The organism is Mesorhizobium sp. 131-3-5 (assembly GCF_016756575.1).
Lineage (GTDB): Bacteria > Pseudomonadota > Alphaproteobacteria > Rhizobiales > Rhizobiaceae > Mesorhizobium > Mesorhizobium jarvisii.
In genome coordinates, this window is the sequence record NZ_AP023255.1 from 350739 (window position 1) to 376616 (window position 25878).

The following is a 25878-nucleotide window of genomic DNA, read 5'->3' on the forward strand; positions in this document are numbered from 1 at the left end:
CCCGCTCGCGCCTTCACGACGAGTTGCCAACGCTAAGGCCTGCTCAATTTCCAAAGGCTTCAAGCGATTATTCATCATGGAATCAAAGTATGTCCCGAAATCTTTCTGAGCAAGATAAATGTTGTTTAAAAGTGTAAAATCAACGCTACACAATGTAATCGCCTCGTAACAAGAACTATATTAAATTCCTGCCAAATATGTTAAGGCGCAGTTATGCTTAGGTTATTTTCATTTTCGCAGCATCAACCGAAACGCTTATCATCGTTAGCACCTCGCCCGAACAAGGCGGCAATGACCAGTACCGGCCTGTCGTGGCTGCAGACCAAGGCGCGGCGTCGGCATCATCGGCAGATGAAGCTGATGACAGGCGCCGGCGAGATCGACGGCGCGGGCGCGGGCAATGCCGAGGCGGTGGCGATAAGAGGCGCGCTGGGTGGCAGCAGATGATCGGATGTCGAAGTTCGCTGCAGCAGGCCGATGGTGGGTCGATGCGCGCCATGGCAACCGCCAGCTCTCCTACGCCTGCTCATTCGGCAAGGCCCCCACCAGAGCGATAGAATACCTCTTCTCGGCTCGATCCAGCCAGGTTCCGCCAGTCTTCAGCCTCAACAGGCCCGGCTGCTGCGACCAGAGGCCGACCGCTGGCACAGATTCGAAAATCATCGCGAACAAGTACGATCTGCAGCAGAGAGGCTTAGTCTGGTTGCCGCAATCCCGAAACTGTTCACTGATTATGGCGCTTGCCTTCAAGGAGATCGATGACCGCACGCGCGGCATCCACGACATGCGTTCCCGGTCCGAACACGGCGGCAACGTCATGATCCTTCAGGAATTGGTAATCCTGTCGCGGCACTACACCGCCGCAGACGACAATAATGTCTTCGGCACCTTTCGCTCTCAGTGCCTCAACCAGCTGCGGCAGAAGCGTCTTGTGTCCGGCCGCGAGCGAGGACGCGCCGACGACATGAACCTTCGAGGCTATGGCCATTTCTGCGGCTTCCTCCGGTGACTGGAACAGCGGCCCGGCGACCACGTCGAAACCGAGATCGCCGAAAGCCGATGCGATCACTTTGGCGCCGCGGTCATGGCCATCCTGACCGAGTTTGGCCACCATGAGCCTTGGCCTTTTGCCTAACCAAACCGAGACTTGCTCGATGCGGGAAGCCAATGTCTTGTATTCAGGCTCGTCCCGAAAGGCGGCTCCGTACACGTCAGCAATCACCTCGGGAACGACCGCGTAATCGCCGAATGCACGGCGCAGGGTGTCAGAAATCTCCCCCACCGTTCCGCGAGCGCGTACGGCTTCAATGGCCGCCGCGAGAAGATTGCCCTTGCCGCTGGCCGCAGTCTCGCCAAGCGCGGCAAGGGCTGCGTCGACGCGCTTGGGATCGCGCTGACGCTTTGTCCGTTCGGTGCGGCGGATCTGCGCCGGCGCACCGCCGCATTGTCAATGTCGAGGACTTCGATCCGGTCCTCGGTCTCAAGGCGATACTTGTTGACACCAATGATCACTTCATCGCCGCGGTCGATCGCGGCCTGGCGTTTGGTCGCTGCCGTTTCGATCAGGCGCTTGGGAAGCCCTTCGATGACGGCCTTGGTCATGCCGCCCAAAGTCTCGATTTCCTCTATGAGCGCCCAGGCCTTCTGCACCAATTCTTCTGTCAGGCTTTCGACGTAATAGGAGCCGGCCAGCGGATCGACGACCTTGGTCACACCGGTCTCGTGCTGCAGGACAAGCTGCGTATTGCGCGCAATTCGTGCTGAAAACTCCGTCGGCAGGGCGATCGCCTCGTCGAAGGAGTTGGTGTGGAGCGATTGCGTGCCGCCAAGCACGGCAGCCAGCGCCTCATATGCCGTGCGCACGATGTTGTTGTACGGGTCCTGCTCCTGCAGCGACACTCCGGAGGTCTGGCAGTGCGTGCGCAGCAATAATGAGGAGGCCTTCTTCGGCTGGAACTCCTCCATGATGCGGGTCCACAACAGCCGGGCCGCACGAAGCTTGGCAGCCTCCATGAAGAAGTTCATCCCGATCGCGAAAAAGAAGGAGAGCCGCCCGGCGAAATCGTCGACGTCGAGGCCTTTCTTCAAGGCCGCACGAACATATTCACGCCCGTCGGCCAACGTGAACGCGAGTTCCTATACCAGCGTCGCTCCCGCCTCCTGCATGTGATAGCCGGAGATCGAGATGGAGTTGAATTTCGGCATCTCCTTCGCTGTGTATTCGATGATGTCCGCGATGATCCTCATTGAGGGCTCGGGCGGATAGATGTAGGTGTTGCGGACCATGAACTCTTTGAGGATGTCGTTCTGGACGGTTCCGGAAAGTTGGGAACGAGAGCAGCCCTGCTCCTCGCCGGCGACGATGAAGCAGGCGAGGATCGGGACGACGGCGCCGTTCATCGTCATGGACACCGAAATGTCCTTGAGCGGGATACCGTCGAAGAGGATCTTCATGTCCTCGACGGAATCGATTGCCACGCCCGCCTTGCCGACGTCGCTGACAACGCGCGGATGGTCGCTGTCATAGCCGCGATGGGTGGCAAGGTCGAAGGCGACTGATACACCTTGCTGACCGGCAGCCAGCGCCTTACGATAGAACGCGTTGGATGCGTCCGCCGTCGAGAAGCCTGCATATTGGCGGATCGTCCAGGGCCGTCTGGTATACATGGTCGCGCGAGGACCTCGGACGAAAGGCTTTAAGCCGGGTAGTGAGTTGAGGTAGTCGACGCCTTGCAGGTCATCTGCCGTGTAAAGCGGCTTGACGTCGATGCCCTCGGGCGTGCGCCAGACAATGGCCTCAGGTGATTTCTTCAGCTCCCGTTCGGCAAGCGCGCGCCAGTCGTCAAGGTTGCTGTCTGCCATCATTCGAATTCCAGAATAGGCTGGTCGAGGGCGAGGCTTGCGCCCGCATTGGCGGCGATCCGCTTGATGGTTGCCCGCCGTTCTGCGCGCAGGACGTTTTCCATTTTCATAGCCTCAACCGTTGCCAGCACCTGCCCAGCTTCGACGGCCTCGCCTTCAGTGACGGCAATAGCGGTGACCACGCCGGGCATCGGACAGAGCAAGAGCTTCGATGTGTCCGGCGGCTGCTTTCTTAGCATCAACCGTGCCAATTCGGCGACAGCTGAACTGCGCACATGGGCAATAACATCCATTCCGCGCCAGCGCAGTCGGTAGCCGGTTCCGGACCGCCCAGTTTTGATCGACACGCTGTCGGCGCCGATCTGAAAATCCGCGATCGACATTCCCGGCAGCCAGTCACTTGCGACTGCCAGAATCGAGCCGTCATCGAATGACACCGCAGTTCCGTTCTCCTGATCGCCTATCGTGACCGGAAAGGTATGGTCGCCCAAGGCCACGATCCAATCGCCGGAGACTTTCCGACGGTGGTTGTCCATCGCGCCGGAAATCAGGACATTACGGTGCTGGAGTTTCCAGTTGATGTGTGTTGCGACCGCTGCGAGTTTCCGCTCATCCGCATCGCTCGGGGTCACGCCTGTGAAGCCGTCCCGAAATTCCTCGGCGATGAATGCCATGCTCAGCCGCCCCTCGCCAAACCGGAGATGCCCCATGACCGTGGAAAGAAACGCTAGGTTGTGACCGATGCCTTCCAGCTCGAAGTCATCCAGCGCGGCCGCCATGGCCCGGATCGCTGAGGATCGGTCGGACGACCAGGTGCAGAGCTTTGCGATCATCGGATCGTAATGCATCGAGATTTCCGAGCCCTCGACCACGCCGGTATCGTTACGAATGATGGTTCCATCCGAACGCTTGCCTTCTGCGGGCGGCCGATACCGTGTCAGTCTGCCGATCGAGGGCAGGAAATTGCGATACGGGTCTTCCGCATAGAGCCGGCTTTCGATCGCCCAGCCGGTCAGCTTCACATCCTCTTGGCTGAAGCGTAGCTTTTCACCGCCCGCAATGCGGATCATTTCCTCGACCAGGTCGATGCCGGTGACAAGTGCCGTCACCGGATGCTCGACCTGAAGACGGGTGTTCATTTCGAGAAAGTAGAAATGGCGGTCGCGATCCACGATGAATTCGACGGTGCCTGCCGAGTGATAGCCAACCGCCGTGGCAAGAGCGACCGCCTGCTTGCCCATCGCATGCCGTGTTGCCTCGTCGAGGAACGGCGCGGCGCTTCCTCTATGATCTTCTGGTTGCGGCGCTGGATCGAGCATTCCCGCTCACCGAGATAGACGATTTTGCCGTACTGATCGCCGAGCACCTGAATTTCGATGTGGCGCGGCTCGGTGACGAATTTCTCGATGAAGATGCGATCGTCGCCGAAGGCGTTCTTGGCCTCGTTTCGCGAGGATTGAAAACCTTCGCGTGCCTCCTCGTCGTTCCAGGCGATCCGCATGCCCTTGCCGCCGCCGCCGGCGGAGGCCTTGATCATCACAGGAAAGCCGATTTCGCGGGCGATGCGTATCGCCTCCTCGGCATCCTCGATTAGGCCCATGTGGCCGGGCACTGTGGAAACACCGGCGGATGCCGCGATCTTTTTCGAGGTGATCTTGTCACCCATTGCCTCGATCGCGATCGGTGGCGGCCCGATAAAGGCCACGCCCTCGGCCTTGAGCGCCTCGGCGAAATTCGCATTCTCTGACAGGAAGCCTAGCCCGGATGAACCGCATCAGCGCCCACAGCCTTGACCGCATCCAGGACATTTCCGATGCGAAGATAAGACTGGGCGGAGGGAGCCGGGCCGATGTGGATAGCCTCATCCGCTTGCCGGACGTGCAAGGCGTCGCGATCGGCGTCGGAATAGACGGCGACGGTAGCTATGCCGAGCTTTTGCGCCGTCTTGATCACCCGGCAGGCGATCTCGCCACGATTGGCAATTTGGATCTTCTTGAACATCTTTCGCAGACTCAGAGAGGGATGGTGTCGTGCTTCCATCGCGTTTCGACGGCCTTGCCGCGCAGAGCGGCAAAGGCACGTGCGATCCGCTTGCGCGAGGAATGCGGCATGATCACCTCGTCGATGAACCCGCGCTCGGCGGCAATGAAGGATTGGCGAAACGCTGCTCGTATTCCTTGGTAAGAGCGGCAAGCCTCTCGGCGTCGTCGAGTTCGGTCCGGTAAAGGATCTCGGCAGCGCCCTTGGCGCCCATCACCGCGATTTCTGCCGTCGGCCAAGCGTAATTGATGTCCGCGCCGATATGTTTCGAAGCCATCACGTCGTAGGCGCCGCCATAAGCCTTGCGCGTGATCAGCGTCACCATCGGCACGCTGGCTTGTGAATAAGCAAACAGCAGCTTGGCGCCGTGCTTGATCACGCCACCGAATTCCTGGGCAGTGCCCGGCAGGAAACCCGGGACGTCGACAAGCGTAAGAATCGGAATGTCGAACGCGTCGCAGAAGCGCACGAAGCGGGCCGCCTTACGCGAGGAGTCGATATCGAGACATCCGGCGAGCACCATCGGCTGGTTGGCCACCACGCCGACGCTGCGGCCTTCGATGCGCAAGAAGCCGGTGATAATGTTGCGGGCGAACGCGGCTTGAAGCTCGAAAAAGTCGCCCTCGTCGGCGATTGCCGCGATCAACTCCTTCATATCGTAAGGCTTGTTGGCACTTTCCGGCACTAGCGTGTCGAGACGCAACTCGATCCGTTCGGGATCGTCGTAAAACGGCCGCAACGGTGCCTTTGCGCGATTGCTCAACGGCAGGAAATCGAAAAGACGCCGAATCTCTTCCAAAGCCTCGATGTCGTTTTCGAAAGCACCGTCTGCGACAGAGGACCTTTGGGTGTGAGTTACCGCGCCGCCGAGTTCGTCGGCGGTCACAATCTCGTTTGTCACCGTCTTCACAACGTCGGGACCGGTCACGAACATGTAGGAGGAATCGCGAACCATGAAGATAAAATCGGTCATGGCCGGAGAATAGACTGCGCCACCGGCGCAAGGGCCCATGATCACCGAAATCTGCGGAATGACGCCGGAGGCTTCGACATTGCGTTTGAAGACTTCGGCATAGCCGGCAAGCGACGCGACGCCCTCTTGGATGCGCGCACCGCCGGAATCGTTGAGACCGATCACCGGCGCACCGTTGCGCATCGCCATATCCATGATCTTGCAGACCTTCTGTGCATGCGTCTCCGACAGAGATCCGCCGAATACCGTGAAATCCTGGGAGAATACGTAGACGAGCCTGCCATTGATTGTGCCCCAGCCCGTCACCACGCCATCCCCCGCGACTTTCTGAGCAGCCATACCGAAGTCGGTCGCGCGATGCGTGACATACATGTCGTATTCTTCGAAAGAGCCCTCATCGAGGAGCACCAGGAGGCGTTCTCGGGCGGTCAGCTTGCCTTTTGCGTGCTGAGCATCGATGCGCTTCTGCCCTCCGCCCAGACGGGCCTGCTCGCGACGAACCTCGAGTTGGTCGAGAACGGCTCGCATCAGCGGCAGGCCTTTGTTTCCGGCATCTTCCCTGCCGTTGACGACCTCATCGCGATTGGGCGGCCTTTTCTTGAGCGCGGTCTCGCTCCCCCGGGCAATGGCATGGGCATCTCCTCCAGAATTGCGCTTCGCTTTAATTGGCCGGCAATCGACAGAAAAGGATTGACTGGGTGCGAATGCAAACTCTACGAATCCGTGGCAATCCGCGGCGCAAGCAGGACCAACGCCAGGCCTGAAGTCGCGGCGATAGCAAATGCCCGCCAAAAGACCGCCCTCCCTTCCACAGCATCGCACCTACCTAAGGCCTGCGCGACGAGGCCGGCGGTGCCGGAGCGCAGGAAGCTGAAGGTTTCGAAGACGACGTCGAAAGACAACTGCTCCGGCAGCAAGGCCTCCAAGCAAGGCGGCATCCCCAGACCGGCCAATCACGGCCGTATCGACAAGCCCGAGCAGCGGTGTCGAGAGGTATGCAAGAGCCATCGGAACCGCCACTTGTAGTTTTTATTCCAACGGCTAAATCCTGATCGGGATCCGAGGTACGATGGCCGTGCCGAATGGCGTCCTGATCGTCTGTCCGAGCGCACGGACAAGGCAGGGGCCGAGGCACCTGGCTTCTGCATCTGGCGACTTGGCAGCAAAGCCCGGATTCCCGAGACTCCGAAGCAGGTTTTGCATTCAAGACGCTTCCTCGCTGCTGGACGACCGAACGGGTGATCTCGACGGCTGCGGTTGCGAACGCGGCATGTCCGAAGGGAAAGCAGCTGTTGCCGACTGCTGATCGAACCTGCCCGCGTTTCGGCGAATGGTTCATGAACGCCGAACAGCCCGTGACCAGAGCGATGGATCTCTACATCCGGATTCGCCTCATTTCGGCGCCTGCTGCTCTCACCAACTATGTTATTCTCGGCTACTTTCTGTGTCGGGCCAATGTGCTGCCCTCGGACTTTTCCTGCAACTTCTCCTCAACGGGATGAATATCGCTTTATCGATCTTTCTGGGTCTTTATCTCGGGTGGAGCATTGCGGCGTCGCCTGGGAACCGTATGGAGTGAGGCCGCCGCCGCGGTCGTCGGCATGGCAATCCTCTTCGGACGCTTCCGCTCGATGCCGAAAATGTCGCGCAATAATACGTTCAACGTGGTGGCGATGAGACCGGGACTTTCACCTCAACGGCGACATGATGATCCGTTCCTTCGTGCTCATGGGAGCGTACATCCTGTTCACGCGGCAAGGCGCCCAGCTTGGCGCGTTGACCCTCGCCGCCAATGCGGTGCTGATGCATTTCTTGCTGGTCGCGAGCTATTTCCTTGAGGGGTTCGCAGCGGCCGGCCAGCAGCTCGCTGGACGTGCCGTTGGTCTCGTGATCAGCCAGCTTTCCTGCGTACCGTCAGGCTGACGGCGAGCTGGGCATTTGCGGTTGCGAGCTTTGCCAGCGTCCTAGCCTTCACGTTTGGTGAGCAGCTGATCGGCGCCATAACGAAGACAGAGAACGTGCTTCGCGACTTTGAGCGGCTTCCTGGCCGTCCAGATGAACGGCGTCTTCATCGGCGCCGCCTAGTCGCGCGAAATGCGTAACATGATGCTGATATCCTTCGCGGCTTATCGCTGCTTTGTTCGTGTTCGGGCGAATGTTCGGTAACCACGGGCTCTGGGCCGCGTTGCATGTCTTTCTGATCGTGCGCGGAATAAGCCCGCTGTCGGTCATGTGTCATCGTGGCCGCTCCGCCTTCGCGGAATGATCGTTGATCGGCTGTTTCGCGACATTGTTTTGTTGCAAGTGCTAATCAATAGCTTAGCTTTCGAGCCCGTCGGCGTTTCATGCCGCATTTGTGAACGGATAGACTGCATTCAAGAGCCATTTCGCCGCTTAAGAGAACGATTGCAGTCGATCACAACCGCCGCAGCGAATTGCCGTACACGATTTGCTGATTTCGAGGAGGTGGCTGAGGTGCCACATTGTCGAATGCCGTTTTCCGAGTGCTTGCGACACATCTGAGGCTACTTCCTTTCGACGGACGTCGGCGGTCGATTCTGAGCTTGTGACGGATGTTCTCGACCGTCGGTTCTAGCATTCGACCAGGTAAAAAGATGGCGCACGTTGGCGGGCTGACCGCCCAAGGCGAGCCGTATGAGACCCGATCCGCTCTATCCGTCAGATGCGGCAAAGGTGAACCGTAAATGAAATCGACAGAGCAAATGCCGGCCTTGACGCCGCTCGATGGGACGGTCGGGCTTGTTGGTCATGACGCAAAATTGCTTAGCCGGGAAGTTTGATGCGATTGTGCAACGGAATGTCGCATCCAGTGCGGTGTCGGGCTCTTCGTACCGCCCAATAATCGGGCAAAATGTCCGGCGACGGGCAACAACAGAGCGGAACCTGCAAATGTCAAATGAACTCCCATTGTTAGACAAGCGCGGTGACGTGACCCTCCCCACCGCCACGCAAGCCAGCCAGCCCGGAAACCCCGACGCGTTACTCGACATACGCGACCTCAGGATTGAGGCGACGGTCTACCCACCGGGCGAAAGCCCAAATAATGTGATTCTCGTGCACGACGTTTCGCTGACGCTGAAACGCGGCAGGGTTTTGGGGCTGATTGGCGAATCAGGCGCTGGCAAGTCGACCATAGGCTTGGCTAGCATGGGTTATGGTCGCGGTGGCATCAAAATCACTGGCGGCGAGGTCTTCCTCAACAAGCGTAATATACTGAAGGCCGGAGCAAGTGGCATACGCAAGCTACGAGGCCGCGAGGTCTGCTATGTTGCGCAATCGGCCGCCGCCGCATTCAACCCCGCACACCGGCTGATGGACCAAGTGGTGGAGGCGGAACTTCTGCACGGCACGGCAACGCGGACCGAAGCCGAGAAGCGGGCGATTGCTCTGTTTAAAAAGCTTGGCCTTCCCGACCCCGAGAACATCGGCAAACGTTTCCCCCACCAGGTTTCGGGCGGTCAATTGCAGAGGGTTATGACGGCGATGGCGCTCTGCTCGGAGCCAGACCTCATTGTCTTCGACGAGCCGACCACGGCGCTCGACGTGGCTACGCAAATCGATGTGCTGGCTGCTATTCGGGATGCCATCCGGGACACAGGCGTTGCGGCGCTCTACATCACCCATGACCTGGCCGTGGTGGCGCAAGTAGCGGACGAGATAATGGTGCTGCGCCATGGCAAGCTCGTAGAGCGGGGGACGACGCAGCAGATCATCAACGAGCCGCACGAGCAGTACACGCGAGCCTTGGTCTCTGTGCATCACATTGATCACGAGCAGAAGGACGACGGTTTTCTGCCGGTGTTGTCACTCAAAGGTGTAACAGCCGGTTACGGTGATGGGGCAGTCAAGGTCTTGCGTGATGTTAGCCTTGACCTTCAACCCTGGCGGTGGTTGGCGTATCGGGCTCCGGCAAATCTACACTGGCGCGCGTGATCACAGGCTTGCTGCCACCTTTCGCAGGCAGCATTCAGTTCGACGGGCGCGACCTTCCGCGCCGGCTGGCTGACCGATCGAAGGAGGATCTCCGCCATCTCCAAATGATCTATCAGTCGGCGGATGTTGCGATGAATCCCCGCCAGACTGTGGCGACGATCATAGGTCGGCCTCTCGAATTCTATTTCGGCATCAGCGGCGCGCAGCGCAATCAGCAAGTGGCCGAACTGCTCGACAAGATAGAAATGGATGAGAGCTTTGTAGGCAGATATCCGGCAGAGCTGTCGGGCGGACAAAAGCAGCGCGTTTGCATCGCCCGGGCGCTTGCGGCAAAGCCGAAGCTGATCATCTGTGACGAAGTGACTTCCGCCCTCGATCCCTTGGTCGCCAACGGCATCTTGAAGCTTTTGCTGCAGTTACAGAAGAATGAGGGGGTGGCCTATCTCTTCATTACCCACGACCTTGCAACGGTGAAGTCGATCGCCGATTCCATCTCGGTGATGTATCGGGGGCAAGTGGTCCGTTATGGGCCGAAGAGCCAGGTTCTTGCTCCACCGTTCGATCCTTATACAGATCGTCTTCTGTCCTCCGTTCCGGAGTTGGAGGTCGGCTGGTTGGACAAGGCGATCGGTTCTCGGCGCATGGAGAGCGCCGGAAATTAGCTGCGGTTGCCCTGCTATAGACTCTCTTTGCGGGTGCTTCCTGGCAAGTGACTCAAAGCGTGTTAGCTGCCAAAAGGTAAGATTGAGTCCATTCGCAATCGAGCGATTGACGACCGTGCTTTCGATCTCTAATCCGCCGTCGCAATCGTATCCCTCCGGCGAGGGACGCGTCCGACCCTATTTGTATTCGTCGCGATGCATCGCGATGAGATTGCGGAGGCTTTCGACGCCGAATGGAGAGAAGGCCATCACGCCGTCTTCGTGGTCGGGGCCGTAGATCCAGATCAAACTGTCCTCGGGTTCCATTTCGATAGCGATTTCTGCGAGCCAGTTTTCATCTTCGCCGAGTTTTCGGGCGACGAGCGCGATGGTTCGCACGGAATGGATTTTGTTGATGTGCATTGTCAGGCCGCGATTGCGGCGGGCTTAGACCGCCAGTTCCACGGCATCAACTCGGCGAGCCGGTTGGCGGGGTGCTCAGCAATGCGTACAAGCACATCGGTAAGCGAGGCTTGCGGATCGACATCGTTGAGCTTGGCGGTGCCGGATCGGGTGTAGATGACGGCAGCACTGTCCGCCGCGATCCGACCCGCAGAACAGGCAGGGCCCGTTCCACCGCATTGTTCGTAATGCAGACCCTGCCATCGCCGAGAAGGCGGGTAATCGCCGCAGCATATAGTTGCTGGCCTTGATCGTGGTTGCGCGAGAGCTTGGCGAGCTGGGCGATCAGCCCCAGGAGTGAAGGTCCTCCATCAATGGAGTGCTGCGCTCCCGGCGGGCGCAGGCACGCCCTTCGGCGTTCAAACCGTTGAACTCGCGCTCGATATCGAACAGGATATCGAGCGCTGCACTGCCGCCTCCAGCGCTATCGGGTAGATCGACCCTGCCGTTCACCGCGACTCTTCTTGCGCGCTGCGCCCTTGACATCGGCCAGATCGAAGAACTTGCGACGCGCATGACTCAAGCAGCCCGCTTCGAGCACAGGCGCCGGACGACGATCGGCTGCGTGAAGTTCGCCACAGGCGTCTGCCTGCAGATTTCGCCCACACGGTTGCGTCATCGATCAAGACCTCGCCCTGCTTGCTGCGTCGCCTCCTTCAGCGCACAAGATATTGCGCGGCTTGCGTAGTGAACTGTGACCTCAATTTCAGGGTTGCAAAATCCGCAAGGAGGTTCATCTGGCGGTCTCATGAAACCGACCGATTGTTGACACCGCTTCTCGGGTGGCGCGCGAAGGAGTCGCCGAGCTGCCAGGAATGGAGATCACCGGCTGTCGATAGAAGCAGATTCAAGCAAATCGCGAACAGAGACTTATCCATCAGCCTAGACCAGGTCCAACCCAAGCTGGCACTTCCAGACGGCATTGCTGCGGAGTTTTGCCATGGATGGACTTGAAACATTTCGAGAAATGCGAGGCAGAAATGAAACCGCACGCAATGGCAATGTCGATCAATGGCATCCGTGTGCCCTCGATTAGCCTCTTTGCGTGATCGAGTCTGATTTTCAGATAATGCTTCGCCGGCGAGAGGCTAACATGTGTGACGAAAAGCCGTTCGAGTTGACGTCGCGACACACCGGACCGCTTTGCCACCACGTCCATCGATAGCGGATTATCAAGGTTTGCTTCCATCGTTTGAACGGCGATGACCAACTTTTCGCTAACGTTTGCGTACGAAAGTCCCGATGGAGCGGTCTGGCGATTAGACCCGGAGCGCTGTCCGTCAACAATGGCATAGCGGCAGACATCTTGTGCGACCGTTGCGCCGGCTTGGCTCGCAATCAGATCGATGGCCAAGTCGAAGGCTGCAAGTTCGCCGGCACACGTGGAATACTGTCCATCCTTTACAAAAAGCGTTTCTCGGACGCGCGGCTTGCGGAACACCTCGGAAAAAGCAGCAAGTCTCGACCAATGGATGGTGCAAGGAATGTCGGTCAGCAGGCCAGTTTCGGCCAATAGCCAAGTGGCCGTGCCCAACGCTGAAATGAGAATGCCACGCCTTGCCATGCGTCGTAAAAACGTGTGCAATTGAGGCGTAAACTGCTGTCCAATCTGCTCGCCCGCGACGATTACAAGCTGGTTGAGGTGCGGATTGTAAGCGCTCAGCTCTTCAGTGGCGACGTCGACGGAAATTGCGATGCCGTTTGCACCGTAGACAGGCTTCTTGTCCAATCCTACAACCTGCCAGCGAAATAGAGGCGCCTTCGATAGTACATTTGCGATCTGAAGCGGCTCGAGGTAGGCGTGGAGCGTGAGGTGCGAGAATCCCGACAGCACCAGAACAGCGATTTTCAGCGAATGGTCGAGCGGCAGGTCGTTCGGCTGCTCGGTGGGCTCTATCGCGCTTATAGTAGCCGGAGCGTTCATCAGCGGCCGTACGTGGCTACCGGAGCGCCTAACGTTCCTGTTTCGGGCTTGACTCCGAGCCCAGGCCGCTGCGGTACAGCGATATGGCCGTTTCTTATCACGATCGGGTTCGCGGAGTCATAGTGCCCGTCGATATACTCCTGAGCTATCCAGGCGCCTTCGAATCGTCTTGGTTCGACAGTCGAGGCCAGATGTACGCAAGCCGCTGCAATAACATCGCCGCCCCATGCATCGTCACAAGTATGCGGCAGAGATCGGATGGCGCATATGTCCCGCACAGTGGTCATTTTGCTGAGCCCGCCAAGGCGCGTAACTTTCAACCCGAAGCCATCAGCAATGCTTAAGGAAATCGCGCGAAGGACAGCGTTCAAATCTTCCGTGTTTTCATCGAGATACACTGGATGCGCAAGCCTGCCTTTGAGGCTCGCGACCTCTTCGATGGTATTGCAGGGCTGCTCGAAAGCGAAGGGAACGGACTGGCAAAGTCGGTCGAGATGCATTGCGGCAGCAACAGTCAGGCCGCGGTTGCCGTCGACGGCAATTCTCGCTTTATAGCCGACGGCCTCCCAGACCTTGTGGACCGTTGCGACATCCTGTTCGAGATCGCGACCGCCAATCTTGATCTGCAAACGCGGATATCCTGCTTTGACCTTGTCGGCGGCAATGCGAGCGGTCTCGTCAGGAGAGCCTACGATAGTTGAGTAATAGGAGGGTACCCGGTCCGTGAGGGCGCCGCCGAGCAGAGTCGATACAGGCACGCCTAGATGCTGCCCAAGCAGGTCCAGGAAAGCGATGTCGAACGCGGCCTTAGCATAGCCGTGGCCGTTCAACCGTTCATCCATCGTCTTTGCAAGATGACGGATCGAGGATACCTGTTGACCAATCAGACCGGGCGCAATCTCAGCGATCGCAGCGCGGGCGCCAAGTGCATGATGCGGTTGATAGACTGGGCCGACAGGGCAGGTCTCGCCCCACCCTTTAAGGCCGCCATCAGTCAAGATCTCTACCAGCGTGCTGTCAAGCAACTGAACGTTGTCGCTTGCCATCCGGTAGCTGCCGCCCTTCACCGGAAGCAAGCATTTGTAGACGTTGATTGTCTCTATTCGCATTACTGGCCTCAATATTCGTCATTTAGCGCGTCGACTGCTGGAATCTCGCGCGAGCGGCGTTCGATGTATTCTCGCAGTTCTTCATCCTTAGCCGGGTCCAGCTTGGGCTCCTGATATTCTCCCAAAAGATGTCTGGCGTGTTCGAGGGCGCGCTGCTTTATGTCCTTCGAGCCATCGGCTTTCCACTGCTCGATCGAGTTGTTATCGAACAGCTTTGGTATGAAAAATGCGCGTTGAAAGTTGGCTTGGGTGTGCGGGTGGCCAAGGTAGTGGCCGCCAGGTCCAACGTCACGAATCGCTGCAAGCGCTTCGTCGAAATCATCCCACTGAATGCCTTTGGTCATGCGGTAGCCCATATCACAGACCTCCGCGTCGACCACGAATTTAGCGATTGAGCAATGCATCCCGGCTTCGTTCCAGCCTGCCGAATGCCAGATATAGTTGGCCCCTGACATCAGCACGGCCATCATCGTCATGGCGCTCTCGTAGCCGGACTGAGCGTCGAACACTTTCGCGCCGCCGAGTAAGTTAGAAGTGCGCCACGGAATATTGTATCGTCGGGCCATCTGCCCGATCATGAAGTTCATTAACGAGATTTCGGGGGTTCCTGCCATCGGCGCCCCGGACTGCATCGATACCGTCGAAAGATAATGTCCGTAGATCGCTGGGCAGCCTTTTCGCACAACCTGTGTATAAGCAAGGGCCGAAAGCGCTTCCGCGTTGAGCTGGGCGACCGCGGCAGCGGTGGACGCCGGCGTATTGGCTCCGCCGAGTACGAAGGGCGAGCAAAGCACCGGTTGGTTACGCCGGCAGAAGGCTCGCATGGCGCCAAGCATCACTTGGTCCCACACCAGCGGCGAATTGCCGTTGCAGTTCCCGGTAGTGACCGCATGAGTTTCCAGGAAGCCCGGTCCGAAAAGGATATCGCACATGTCGAGAGCGTCTTCTGCGTTTTTCGGCGACGTGGTCATGCCCATGAACGTCTTGTCAGAATACTTCATGGACGAATAAGTGATGTGCAAATGCCTGTGCGCCACCACAATGTCCATCGGCTCGACGATGTGATGCGCTGAGGAATGGAGTGCGGGCATCATATGCGCGAGTTTGTGGAACGTGCCGAGGTCGGCAATCGTTGGACCACGTCGAACGTCGTCAAGATCGCGCATATAGGGAGCGCCGGTCATCGGTACGAAGATAGACTTCGGGCCTCCCAACTCGACATTTTTGGCAGGATCGCGCGCAAAATACTCAATCTCTCTCGGAATGGTCTTGATAAGTTCCATTACCAAACCGCGGTCTAGATGGACCCGTTCGCCGCGAACGTCTGCGCCTGCCCGGCGCCAGTCTTCAATCGCGATCGGATCCCGGAATACGACGCCGACCTCTTCCAATATGGCCAGTGAGGCTTCGTGCATTCGCTCGACTTGCTCGGCATCCATTGGTTCAACCACGGGCAATCCGCGCTTGAGCGTTGGCAGCATTTCGACGTTGGGCGCGGTGCGAATTGTTCGCCGCGCGTCCCGGCCGCCTCGTCGCGAAGCTATTGGTTCAGCGGTCATGCCGGTCTCCAAAAAAATAAAGAAACGCAGGGGCATTGAATGAGCGCCCTCTGCGTGACTATTGCTTAATCCAAGGGATTTGGCCTAATGCAAAAGTCTCACCCCGGTGTTGACTAAAGCGCTGCCTGGTTTTCGGGCGCGGCCAGTTCGGTTGCAGTGTCCTATGGTTCGTCGCTACTATGATCTCCCGTCCCTGACCGCGCTTGCAGTGTTCGAGGCTTCTGCAAGGCATCTGTCGTTCAAGCTCGCGGCTTCTGAGCTCAATGTGACGCCGGGCGCCGTGAGCCGACAGATAAAAGCTATTGAGGACGAGATTGGCGTTCCTCTCTTCGTACGGCTTGGAACCGGTGTCGTGCTCACCAGCGCTGGCGAGGATCTCTATGCCGTGTTGGCAAGCGGTTTTTCCAGGGCATCCGAGGTTGTCAGAATGATCAAGCGCGGTGATCGCGCGAAAAACGTTACAATTGCCTGCTCTGATGGCTTCGCGTCGATGTGGCTGATACCGCGCATGCCGAGCTTTTGGAATAGCAATCCCGAGATCGCGGTCGACCACCTGATTTCCGACAATACGCGCGACTACAGACGCGCTGAAGTTGAGTTACGAATCCGATATGGATTCGGATCGTGGCCGGATGAAAACACCGAATTGCTGTTTGGTGATGTGATCTATCCCGTTTGTGGGCCCGGCTTTGCCCAGGAGCACCGGGATGCCACAGCTGAATCGCTACCCGACCTTCCCCTCCTACACGTCAACTGGGTGGATCCGGATTGGACAGGGTGGGACGAGGTGTTCCGGCGCGCAGGAATTCCGCATGGAACTCCTCGCGGCCGTAGGCTTGGCAAATTCTCTGTGGCATTGCAGGCCGCTCAGGCCGATCAGGGAATTGCTGTAGGTTGGCACCGACTGGTGCAGCCACTGATAGAAGAGGGCAAATTGGTAAAGATCACCGACCTCGAAATGCCTGCTCCAGGGGGATATTATCTAACCTGGAATGATAACAGAAACCTGTCACCTGCTGCTGAGCTGCTTCGAGAATGGTTAAGGCAGATGGCGACCAAGGAACGCGAAACTTGATTGCTAGAGCTCGCGCCCGGCACGCCTCTGCATCGCCCAAAGTCGCAGGGGTGCGCCGATAGCCATCAACGAGTTTGGATAGAGCTGGTTTGGCGACGGTTCTAGCAGAGCATCCGCGACCATTGGCTCTTCTGTCCCTACGGCCAAGTCGGCGATCAGCATACCGTAGAGCGTGCCCTTCACCGTGCCAAGTCCGTTGCAGCAGCCCGCTACATAAACTCGCTCCTCGATCTCACCGAATGCCGGCGCCGAGTTGAGCGACAGGCATAGGTGACCGCCCCAGCGATACTCCATTCTCATGCCGTTGAGCATTGGGAAGCGCGCCCTGAAAGAGCGGTCGTGCTTATGTCCGATCCTTTTCACCTGACCTTCGCTTGTCGTCATCGACGGGTTGTAGGTGAACGTGTTTCGAACGACAATGCGGTCTCCTAAACGTCTGATGGTCGATCCCATTGGATCGGCCGGAATCAGTCCCCAGCTTGGCTCGCCACCCAGTGCCCTTTGTTCTCCGTTGGAGAGCGCCCGCGTCATGCTGGCGTAAGTGAACACGTGAAGGAGACGTTGTTTGTAGAACCCAAAGCTTTCTAGATGCCCATTGACGGTCAAGATCAGCCGCGGCGCGACAATTTCGCCCTCGGGCGTCTGCACATGATGCTCCTTGCCGGTGCGAACCTCGGTCACGGGCGTGTTTTCAAAAATCTTGACGCGTTCGGCCAATCCTGTAGCCAGGCCTCGAATGAAGCCCGCGGGTTGGACCATCACGGTGCCCGGAGTAAATGTGCCACCGACGAAGAAATCGGTACCCGTGATGCGCTTCATGTCTGTCGCATCGAGGCTTCTGAAATCCTCTGCAAGCCCGACAAGATGGCCTTCGAATTCACGGAGCGATCGAAGGCCGTGATCTGTCGCCGCCCCGTGGATTTTGCCGGCTCTCGCGAAGTACGCGTCTAACCCAAATTCCTCGACCGCAGAGCCGGAAAATTCTATCGCAGCGCGATTCATTTGGATCTGCTTTAGATCGTGTTCCCGGCTGCCGCCGTAGTTTTCGCCACCCAATTCATGAGGCAGGTCGATCATAAAGCCCGAATTTCGTCCCGCTGCGCCCCAGCCGATACGCTGGGCGTCCACGATAGCAATCCGATCGTTTGGTACCAATTGTGTGAGGCGCCGCGCGGCCGCAAGGCCGGCAAAGCCTGCTCCTACAATGACCCAGTCAGCCATGTATCGGCCGAGCAGCACCTCAGCCGCCTTGGGAGACGGCAAAACACCGTACCAACCCGGCGTGGCCACGTCGGCGGGCGTACGGACAGCCAGATGGATACTCATCAGATATTGATTCCGATTAGTCTACGGAACGCGAGACCTTGGGATCGGAGATGTCCGTCCATATGGTCTTGAGTTCAGTGTATTGGTCGTGGGCATGCAGAGACTTGTCGCGACCGCCAAAGCCAGAAAGCTTAAACCCGCCGAACGGCGTCGTGATGTCTCCCTCCCCATAGCAGTTGATCGTAACGGTTCCGGCCCGAATATCCCGCGCAATTCGATGTGCCTTGCCTATGTTCGCGGTAAAGATCGAGGCGGCGAGGCCGTAGTCGGTATCGTTGGCGATCCGCACCGCCTCATCGGCACCGGCGACAGAGATGATTGAGAGGACGGGCCCGAAAATCTCCTCGCGAGCGATCGTCATTTCCGGCCTTACGTCATCGAAAATGGTGGGCTCGATGAAATAACCTTTGCCGTGCTTGTGGGCACTGCCGCCCACCACGACCTTGGCTCCTTCCGCGCGACCCTTCTTGATATAACCCATGATACGGTCGAACTGCTCTTTCGACACGATTGCGCCTAATCGGTTTGCCGGGTCGAGCGGGTCTCCCAGCGGCCATTCGCGCAGCTTGTGGAGAATGGTCTCGACCAATTTAGGCTTGATTTTCTCGTGTACTATTACTCGCGAAGTGGACGAGCAGTTCTCTCCCATGTTCCAAAACGCTGCCTGGGTCACGTGTTGCGCGACCACGTCGATGTGTTCGGCGTCCTCCAGAACTATGCAAGGATTCTTGCCGCCGCACTCCAGTACAATGCGCTTCAGGTTCGATCTTGCCGAATATTCCAGGAATTTTCGTCCGACGTCGGTGGAACCTGTAAAAGCGACCATATCGATGTCGGCATGCATACCGAGCTCGCGCCCAGTAAGTTCGCCAGGACCTGGTACCACTTGCAGGACTCCCGCCGGGATACCAGCTTCCAGAGCAAGCTCCGCAACACGCAGGGTAGACATGTTGGTCTGCTCTGCGGGTTTGATAATGACAGAGTTCCCGGTGGCGAGCGCTGGTCCGATTTTCCAGGCCAGCATCAAGATTGGGAAGTTCCATGGCAGCACGCAGGCGACCACGCCAAGCGGCTGACGAATGATCATCGAGACTACGTCCTCGCCCGACGGTGATGTCTGGCCGTAGAGCTTGTCGGTCGCTTCGGCGTGCCATTCGAGGCAATGGAGAGCTTCGGGGATGTCGATGGTCTGCGCGTCAAAAATGGGCTTGCCGCTTTCGAGTGCCTCAAGGACAGCTAGCTCGTGGACGTTACGCTCCAGCAGTTTAACCAGACGCCGCATAACACGTTTGCGCTCGGTCGGATGGGCTCTCGACCAGATGCCGCACTCGAACGCCAGGCGCGCTTTTTCTACGGCTAGGTCGACATCGGCTTTGCCGCATGAAGCGATCCTGGCGATCACCTGGCCAGTTGCAGGATTGCTGGTCTCAAAAGTCTCGCCGGATTGCGCTGCGCGCGCCTTGCCATCAATAATGGCGTTCGTCGGCAGCGGCAGGCTTTTCGCCAGGCGGTTGTATTCCTCACGTGTTAATAGCGATGACATTTTCAGAAACCTTATTCCGGGGTTTGGCCACGATCGATGCGATCACTGCTTTCAAGGTCCGGATCGTGATCTCTAGTTCACGCTTCTGGGTCTCATCGAGATCACGCATCGGTCGACGAACGGGGCCGGCGGGCAAGCCTGCCAACTCGCAGCCATACTTGATGCTTTGAACAAATTTGCCGCCCTGCTCAAGTAAGCGCATGAGAGGTAACAGCGCCGACATGATCTGTCGCCCTTTGACGAAGTCATTTTCAATGGCGCAGGCATTGTAAAGGGCAAGATGCTCCTCGGGCAGACAGTTACCTGCACCACAAACCCAACCCTTGGCTCCCCAGACGAAAAACTCCAGCGCTTGATCATCCATGCCGCAGAACAAGTCGATGTGCGGGTAGTCTCGCGCTAGAGCATGGAGCTGATTCACGCTGCCGCTAGATTCCTTGATGGCGCAGAAGTTCGCACTTCGCCCAACCCGATCGAGGAACTCGAAATCCATCATGGTCCCGGTGCGGCCGGGGTAGTTGTAAAGCATGGCGGGTAAATTTACGGCCTTGTCGATTGACAGTGCATGGTTGGCCAACTCCAGCTGTGTCGGCACGGCGTAATAGGGCGCCCCGATGAGGATCCCGTCGTACTTCAGGTCGCGGGCCACCAATCCGTATTCGATACAATCTTCAGTTCGGATTGCGCCGATGCCGGCGATCAGAGGAAGCCGACCGTTGACGATCGTTCTAGCGAGCTTGAGCAATCCCACGCGCTCATCGCGAGTTTGTGCATAGTACTCGCCCGTCGTTCCGCCCACGATGATTGCATGGACGCCGGATGAAACCAGGTGCTCGAGCATGGTGCAAAAACCGTCGCGGTCTATCGACCCGTCCGCGTGGAGGGGCGTGGTTACCGGTGGTATGACGCCTTCGAAGGACATGCGCCTGACTCCATTTCGACTTTGGCGTGGATTCTATATGCGAGGTCGCGGCATTAGGCAGTCGAAACAAAATCACTAGGCAGATTACTTTTTTGCGCGCTCCCAATTCTGAGGAGTAATGCTATCGCTGACCCTGGAACCAAGCAGCTGCGACTTTAACCGCGACATGAAGTAGGCTTGCCGGTTACACTCGGCCCTTGAAGCCGACATGGACATCTGTTTGAGAGTTAATCGCCCAAGGAGGAGCGTTATGGACCGAATTACCCCTGAGACGACCGAATATGCGCATCTCCTGTATGAGGTTGATGCTGAACACGTCTGCTGGTTGACCTTGAACCGGCCAGAGAAGATCAACGCCATGAATCATCGTCTAATCGCTGAGCTCAGGGCAGGGCTTCTTCGTGCCGACGAAGATGACAATGTGAACGTGGTGGTTATTCGCGGCGCTGGCCGCGGATTCTGCGCCGGGCACGATCTCGACGAGGACACCGCCGACGATCGCTCGTCTATCTATGATTATCGCCTAAAGTATATTCGTCAGTTTGAAGAATTCACGACTCCCTGGACCATTAGCAAGCCAGTTATAGCTTCTGTGCACAAGTATGCGATTGGAAAGGGATTTGAGCTCTCACTCTTTTGCGACATCACAATCGTCACGTCGGACACCAAGATGGGCTACAGCGAAGTTCGCTACGCCCTCTCGGGTCATTGCATGTTCATGCCGTGGATGGTGAACATGAAGTCCGCAAAGGACATTTTGCTCACAGGACGTGAAGTGTCTGCCCAAGAAGCTAAAGAGATGGGACTTGTGACGGAAGTCGTGGCGCCGGAAGACCTTCACGAAACCACTCGCCGGAAAGCCACGCTCATGGCGCGAATGCCGCGAGAAATGCAACGGATGCACAAGATGTATCTCAATCGCGTTTACGAAATGCAAGGCCTCAAGAGCGCGACTGACTTCTACCTTGAGCAGGTTGCAATCATGGGTGCCCAGCCGCTTCCTGAGTACGTCGAGCTTACCAAGATGACGATCGAAAAAGGCCTGAGAGCAGCGCTAGATCATGCTCAAGCCCGGTATAAAGGGCTTGATTGACGATTAAAGCCGGAACTCGGCCAGCCGACACCCCGACATTGCCACCAACACGTTGATCCTCCGCCGGTGCCGCGCACAACGCGCCAGGCGATGGGATTGGCAAGGATACTTGGGATTCCTGTGCGCATCGAGGATTTTCATGGCACGGGGCATCCTCTTGGCATGCCGTAACTCACATGGCCCGCACCTTGCCGTGCAATCTGGTATTTAGGCTCTACAATTGTCAGCGAAGAATTCCCGTTGGTGAAGAACCCATTGCCGGTGATCTCTTGCGAGATACGGCTCCCGCTAGATTGCGGTCACGGCTTGGGCGTTGAGATAAACGAGGCAATTCTGAACCAGCCGGTAGCGGTCATCGAAACGTCGCACAAATGACGCGCAGGCTTGACCTATTCCGGGCCCCTAACGGAAGCTTGGCGTCGCCGTTGGATCAAGGGAAGCTGCTTTCATCTCGTTACCCTTGGGAGTGCGGGTCGGCCTTGAAGTCAGAAAACTCAGAATGGTGGCGCCTCGGAAACGTGTAACCATCGCAAACTGTTTCTGCGCACCTGCCGCGCTGCGAGAAACGGCAAGGGAATTCGATGACTACGAATGCGGCCGACCATCTGGTCTTACACACAAACGATGAGAAGCATTGCAAAGTGAAGTTCCAGCCAAAGGCTAGCCATTTCATTGACGGCGAATATGTTGAGAGCATCGCGGGCAAGACCATAGAGGTTATCTATCCGGCTACGGGTGAAACGATCGCTCAACTGCAGGCCGCGACGCCAGCCATTGTGGAGAAGGCGTTGCAGTCGGCAGCGGCCGCGCAGAAGGCCTGGGCTGCCATGACAGGAACCGAGCGTGGACGCATTCTGCGTCGCGCTGCGGATATCCTGCGTACTCGCAACTATGATCTGTCAGTGATTGAAACCCACGACACCGGTAAGCCCATCCAGGAGACCCTGGTCGCTGATGCCTCGGCCGGCGCCGATGCTCTGGAGTATTTTGGTGGACTGGCAGGTAGCTTGACTGGAGAATACATTCCACTCGCGAACGGCGACTTTGCCTACACGATACGAGAGCCGCTTGGCGTTTGCGTCGGCATAGGCGCCTGGAATTACCCCATTCAGATCGCCTGCTTCAAGGCTGCACCCGCGTTAGCTTGCGGTAACGTGATGGTGTTCAAACCATCCGAAACGACGCCTCTTTCGGCTCTCAAACTCGCTGAGGTGCTGATGGAAGCCGGCGCTCCGAAGGGCATTTTCAACGTCGTACAGGGCTATGGCGAGGTGGGATCCGCGCTGGTATCTGATCGTCGTGTGGCGAAAGTGTCATTGACAGGCTCAGTGCCTACCGGCCGCAAGGTCTATGCAGCCGCGGCTCAAGGCATGAAACATGTCACGATGGAACTTGGCGGCAAGTCGCCTTTGATTATTTTCGACGACGCTGATCTCGACAACGCGATAAGTGGCGCCATTATCGGCAACTTTTACTCGTCAGGCCAGATTTGCTCAAACGGCACCCGCGTCTTCGTGCAGAAAGGGATCAAGACGGCTTTCCTCGACCGGCTTTCGGCAAGGCTTATCACCGCAAAAATCGGCGATCCAATGGAGCCGGAAGTGAACTTCGGACCTATGGTCAGCGAGCGCCAGATGGAAATCGTGAAAGCCTATATTGTCAAAGGCGTCGAGGAAGGAGCGCGGCTAGCCTTTGGGGGGCGTCAATTGGATCGACCAGGCTTCTACCTGGAGCCGACGGTCTTCGCAGATGTATCGGACGATATGGCGATAGCACGGGAGGAGATTTTCGGTCCTGTTATGTCGGTATTGGATTTTGATACGGAAGAAGAAGTACTGGTGCGAGCTAATGCAACGGAATTTGGCTTGGCTGCTGGTGTATTTACCAAGGATCTCTCGCGCGCCCACCGTGTGGCGAAAGAGTTCCAGGCCGGCACATGCTATATCAACACGTACAATCTAGCCCCGGCCGAAGCGCCGTTCGGCGGTTCAAAGCTATCTGGAGTCGGCCGCGAGAACTCTAAGTTGGCGATCAACCACTTCAGCGAAATGAAGACCGTCTACATCTCAATGAATGATCTGCGGGCCCCCTACTAAATTACTGGGGATTGCGCGATTTGTAAGGGCGGGTGAGCCGTAGTATCAGCAGCGGCATAACCGAAGCAAAGTCATCAGGCACGTTACTTTTTGCGCGCTGGCGAAGCAAAAAGTCATGCTACCGCTGACTCCAAGTTCACCCCTTGCAGCTATGATCCGACATCAGCGGTTGCCAATATGCGTGCGACAGACCTGCTAACTGAAACCCAAGACATACAACTGAACCCCAAGGGAGGAATTGATGGAGCACATCGCGCCTGAGACCTTTCGGGGCCTGCCGTGACGGCTTCTGATTTCACAGATCGCAAAGTCGCGGGGGCGGGGCAAAGTAAGACGGGCAGCCAACAGCTTAGCCTTACATAGGAGCCACTCAATACGAGCACCTTTTGTATGAAGTGGATGAGGATCGCGTCTACTGGCTGACGCTCAACCGACCTGAGAAAATCAACGCAATGAACAGACGCCTTATTGCGGAACTAAAGCATGGGCTGCTCAGGGCAGATAACTATGACGCCGTCAATGTCATAGTTATTCGCGGAAACGGAAACGGATTCTGCGCAGGACATGATCTTTACGAAGACGCTCAGGATGTCCATGCGTGGTGGTCGGCGGCTCCACTGTCTATCGCACCAAGCGCCGCTTCGTGGAAATGGGGCTGGAGGCGGCGCTCAGCGAAGAGCCACGCGCAGGCGCGCAACGCAAGCTGACGGGCAAGGAAGAAGCCCTGCTGGTGGCCACCGCCTGTTCTAGCCCGCCGCCGGGCCGCGCCCGCTGGACCCTGGAGCTGCTGGCCGGTGAGTTCGTCAAACTGACCGATCACCAGGAACTGTCGCGCGAGACGGTGCGCCGACGCTTGGCCGACAACGATCTCAAGCCCTGGCGCAAGGCCATGTGGTGCATCCCCAAGGTCGACGCCGAGTATGTCGCGCGCATGGAGGACGTGCTCAATCTCATTGCCTGCTTCACGCCGGTCCAGAGCCCGGAGTCGAACGGCATATCCGAGAGCTTCGTCAAAACCTTCAAACGCGACTATGCTCGCGTCAATCCTTTGCCAGATGCGGTCACCGCGCTCGGCAAAATCGCCGGATAGTTCGAGGATTACAACGAAAACCATCCTCATTCAGGGCTCAGAATGCGCTCCCCAAGGGAGTTCATCCGAGCACAAACTCAATAGCCGACTGTCCGGTCGAAATGGGGGCCAGTTCAGCCTCGTCGCAGAGAACCGCTGCCTGGGAGCACCTGCGAAACACCAGTGGCGCTCGCATCAACTGGATGTTCTCTACCGAAAACGCACGCCTTAAGATGGCCAAAGCCTATCCCAAGCCGACTTCCAAAGAGCCATAACCTCTGTGCAGAGCTACTAGTGGTTCTCGCCTAACATAAGTCCAGCTTGGGATTCCCTTTCGCGGGAGAGCATGCGAGTCTGGCGCATGCGCACAGGAATATCCCTCACCGTTTCGTCGATCGATCGCCAGGCCTGAATCCGCTGATCCGGGATCGCAATGCAGCACAGAAGCGCGTTTGGCGCGCCGAGATCATTCTGTTGAGCAGCGATGGCGTGGGGACCGTCGAGATCATGCGGCAAACCGGCAAGTCCAAGACCTGCGTGTGGCGCTGGCAGGAGCGCTTCGCCGCCGAAGGCTTCGAAGGACTGTTGCGCGATAAGACGCGGCCTTCGCGCATTGCGCCTCCCGGGCCTGCAGTCGCCGAGCGCCTGGTGGCGCTGACATTGCAGGACCCGCCGGGCGAGGACCGCGGACATGATGGCGCAAGCGGCTGGCATCAGCGCAAACACTGTGCGTAGCATCTGGAAGGCGCACGGGCTGCAGCCCAACCGCTGGCGCAAGTTCAAGCTCTTCAACGATCCTCAATTCGTCGACAAACTGCGCGACGTCGTCGGCCTCTATGTCGACCTGCCTGCTCACGCCACCGTGCTGTCGGTCGACGAGAAGAGCCAGATCCAGGCGCTCGACCGCACTCAGCCCGGCCAGCCCATGAAAAAGGCAAGGCTCGGCACCATGACCCACGACTACAAGCGCAATGGCACGACCACCCTGTTTGCCACCCTCAACGTGCTCGACGGCACCGTTATCGGTAAGAACATGCAGCGGCATCGCCATTAGGAGTTCATCCGCTTCCTCAACGCCATCGAAGCGCAAGCTCCGGCCAGCAAGGCCGTCCACGTCGTCCTCGACAACTACGCCGCCTACAAGCACCGCAAGGTGCGCGCTTGGCTCGGCCGCCATCAGCGCTTCACCTTCCACTTCACGCCGACCTCGTGCTCGTGGCTCTGACGGGC

The 25878-nt window shown here is 57.9% G+C and carries 15 protein-coding genes and 10 pseudogenes; 11 read left to right on the top strand and 14 right to left on the bottom strand.

The window, feature by feature from the left end:
* The first annotated feature begins 291 nt into the window (after nucleotides 1–291).
* On the top strand, nucleotides 292–447 hold the full coding sequence (locus JG747_RS34220) for a hypothetical protein (RefSeq protein WP_199201215.1): 156 nt from the start codon (nucleotides 292–294) through the stop codon (nucleotides 445–447).
* 277 nt (nucleotides 448–724) lie between these two features.
* On the opposite strand, the gene JG747_RS37345 is transcribed toward JG747_RS34220, so the two are convergent.
* The 6 genes and pseudogenes from JG747_RS37345 to JG747_RS37355 all read right to left on the bottom strand — a co-directional run.
* A complete protein-coding gene (locus JG747_RS37345) occupies nucleotides 725–1282 on the bottom strand; it encodes a cobalamin-dependent protein (RefSeq protein ID WP_244748458.1) in 558 nt (185 codons plus the stop codon).
* Nucleotides 1283–1423 (bottom strand): annotated as a pseudogene (locus JG747_RS37350) (methylmalonyl-CoA mutase family protein); the annotation flags it as partial.
* Nucleotides 1393–2865 (bottom strand): annotated as a pseudogene (gene scpA / locus JG747_RS34225) (methylmalonyl-CoA mutase); the annotation flags it as partial. The pseudogenes scpA and JG747_RS37350, both read right to left, overlap by 31 nt.
* Nucleotides 2862–4863, bottom strand: a pseudogene (locus tag JG747_RS34230) (acetyl-CoA carboxylase biotin carboxylase subunit). The pseudogenes JG747_RS34230 and scpA, both read right to left, overlap by 4 nt.
* An 11-nt stretch (nucleotides 4864–4874) precedes the next feature.
* Nucleotides 4875–6403: pseudogene (locus JG747_RS34235) on the bottom strand (acyl-CoA carboxylase subunit beta).
* A 206-nt stretch (nucleotides 6404–6609) separates the two neighbouring features.
* Nucleotides 6610–6883 (bottom strand): annotated as a pseudogene (locus JG747_RS37355) (MATE family efflux transporter); the annotation flags it as partial.
* A gap of 284 nt (nucleotides 6884–7167) precedes the next feature.
* Between JG747_RS37355 and JG747_RS34240 the strand changes: the two are divergent.
* The 4 genes and pseudogenes from JG747_RS34240 (at nucleotide 7168) to JG747_RS34255 (ending at nucleotide 10491) form a co-directional block, all read left to right on the top strand.
* Nucleotides 7168–7377 carry a hypothetical protein gene (locus tag JG747_RS34240; RefSeq protein WP_199201216.1) on the top strand — a complete coding sequence of 70 codons (210 nt, stop codon included), beginning with the start codon at nucleotides 7168–7170 and terminating at the stop codon, nucleotides 7375–7377.
* A 205-nt stretch (nucleotides 7378–7582) separates the two neighbouring features.
* Nucleotides 7583–7798 carry a hypothetical protein gene (locus JG747_RS34245; RefSeq protein WP_199201217.1) on the top strand — a complete coding sequence of 72 codons (216 nt, stop codon included), beginning with the start codon at nucleotides 7583–7585 and terminating at the stop codon, nucleotides 7796–7798.
* 399 nt (nucleotides 7799–8197) lie between these two features.
* Nucleotides 8198–8331 (top strand): annotated as a pseudogene (locus JG747_RS37945) (short-chain fatty acyl-CoA regulator family protein); the annotation flags it as partial.
* 493 nt (nucleotides 8332–8824) lie between these two features.
* A pseudogene (locus tag JG747_RS34255) lies at nucleotides 8825–10491 on the top strand (ABC transporter ATP-binding protein).
* Nucleotides 10492–10668: 177 nt separating this feature from the next.
* On the opposite strand, the gene JG747_RS34260 reads toward JG747_RS34255, so the two are convergent.
* The 5 genes and pseudogenes from JG747_RS34260 to JG747_RS34290 all read right to left on the bottom strand — a co-directional run bounded on the left by JG747_RS34260 (nucleotide 10669) and on the right by JG747_RS34290 (nucleotide 15524).
* On the bottom strand, nucleotides 10669–10893 hold the full coding sequence (locus JG747_RS34260) for a hypothetical protein (protein ID WP_199201219.1): 225 nt from the start codon (nucleotides 10891–10893) through the stop codon (nucleotides 10669–10671).
* 2 nt (nucleotides 10894–10895) lie between these two features.
* Nucleotides 10896–11527, bottom strand: a pseudogene (locus JG747_RS37360) (IS66 family transposase); the annotation flags it as partial.
* Between the two features lie 282 nt (nucleotides 11528–11809).
* Nucleotides 11810–12856: a GlxA family transcriptional regulator gene (locus JG747_RS34280; protein ID WP_199201222.1), complete on the bottom strand. Its 1047-nt coding sequence runs from the start codon at nucleotides 12854–12856 to the stop codon at nucleotides 11810–11812.
* On the bottom strand, nucleotides 12856–13965 hold the full coding sequence (locus JG747_RS34285; protein WP_199201223.1) for a mandelate racemase/muconate lactonizing enzyme family protein: 1110 nt from the start codon (nucleotides 13963–13965) through the stop codon (nucleotides 12856–12858). The genes JG747_RS34280 and JG747_RS34285 overlap by 1 nt, the downstream gene beginning before the upstream one ends.
* Nucleotides 13966–13973: 8 nt before the next feature.
* Nucleotides 13974–15524, bottom strand: a complete 1551-nt coding sequence (locus tag JG747_RS34290; RefSeq protein WP_199201224.1) for a trimethylamine methyltransferase family protein — start codon at nucleotides 15522–15524, stop codon at nucleotides 13974–13976.
* A gap of 163 nt (nucleotides 15525–15687) precedes the next feature.
* On the opposite strand from JG747_RS34290, the gene JG747_RS34295 reads away from it, so the two are divergent.
* Nucleotides 15688–16599: a LysR substrate-binding domain-containing protein gene (locus JG747_RS34295; RefSeq protein ID WP_199201225.1), complete on the top strand. Its 912-nt coding sequence runs from the start codon at nucleotides 15688–15690 to the stop codon at nucleotides 16597–16599.
* Between the two features lie 3 nt (nucleotides 16600–16602).
* On the opposite strand, the gene JG747_RS34300 is transcribed toward JG747_RS34295, so the two are convergent.
* The 3 genes from JG747_RS34300 to JG747_RS34310 are packed head-to-tail and all read right to left on the bottom strand — an operon-like array spanning nucleotide 16603 to nucleotide 20390.
* The gene (locus JG747_RS34300; RefSeq protein ID WP_199201226.1) at nucleotides 16603–17925 is read right to left on the bottom strand and encodes an NAD(P)/FAD-dependent oxidoreductase; all 1323 of its coding nucleotides are present in this window, start codon (nucleotides 17923–17925) and stop codon (nucleotides 16603–16605) included.
* Between the two features lie 16 nt (nucleotides 17926–17941).
* Nucleotides 17942–19468, bottom strand: coding sequence for an aldehyde dehydrogenase (locus tag JG747_RS34305; protein ID WP_199201227.1), 1527 nt, complete (start codon nucleotides 19466–19468; stop codon nucleotides 17942–17944).
* Nucleotides 19446–20390 (bottom strand): dihydrodipicolinate synthase family protein, encoded by a 945-nt coding sequence (locus JG747_RS34310; protein ID WP_199201228.1) that lies wholly within the window; start codon nucleotides 20388–20390, stop codon nucleotides 19446–19448. The genes JG747_RS34305 and JG747_RS34310 overlap by 23 nt, the downstream gene beginning before the upstream one ends.
* Before the next feature lie 250 nt (nucleotides 20391–20640).
* Here JG747_RS34310 and JG747_RS34315 point away from each other — a divergent pair, with 250 nt between their 5' ends.
* From JG747_RS34315 to JG747_RS34340, 5 genes and pseudogenes are all read left to right on the top strand, one after another.
* The gene (locus tag JG747_RS34315) at nucleotides 20641–21483 is read left to right on the top strand and encodes an enoyl-CoA hydratase/isomerase family protein (protein WP_199201229.1); all 843 of its coding nucleotides are present in this window, start codon (nucleotides 20641–20643) and stop codon (nucleotides 21481–21483) included.
* Between the two features lie 641 nt (nucleotides 21484–22124).
* On the top strand, nucleotides 22125–23579 hold the full coding sequence (betB, locus tag JG747_RS34320; protein ID WP_244748504.1) for a betaine-aldehyde dehydrogenase: 1455 nt from the start codon (nucleotides 22125–22127) through the stop codon (nucleotides 23577–23579).
* Nucleotides 23580–23974: 395 nt separating this feature from the next.
* The gene (locus JG747_RS37950; protein WP_446720629.1) at nucleotides 23975–24286 is read left to right on the top strand and encodes an enoyl-CoA hydratase/isomerase family protein; all 312 of its coding nucleotides are present in this window, start codon (nucleotides 23975–23977) and stop codon (nucleotides 24284–24286) included.
* Nucleotides 24184–24753 (top strand): annotated as a pseudogene (locus JG747_RS37955) (helix-turn-helix domain-containing protein); the annotation flags it as partial. The gene JG747_RS37950 and the pseudogene JG747_RS37955, both read left to right, overlap by 103 nt.
* Before the next feature lie 256 nt (nucleotides 24754–25009).
* A pseudogene (locus JG747_RS34340) lies at nucleotides 25010–25870 on the top strand (IS630 family transposase); the annotation flags it as partial.
* Between the last annotated feature and the right edge of the window lie 8 nt (nucleotides 25871–25878).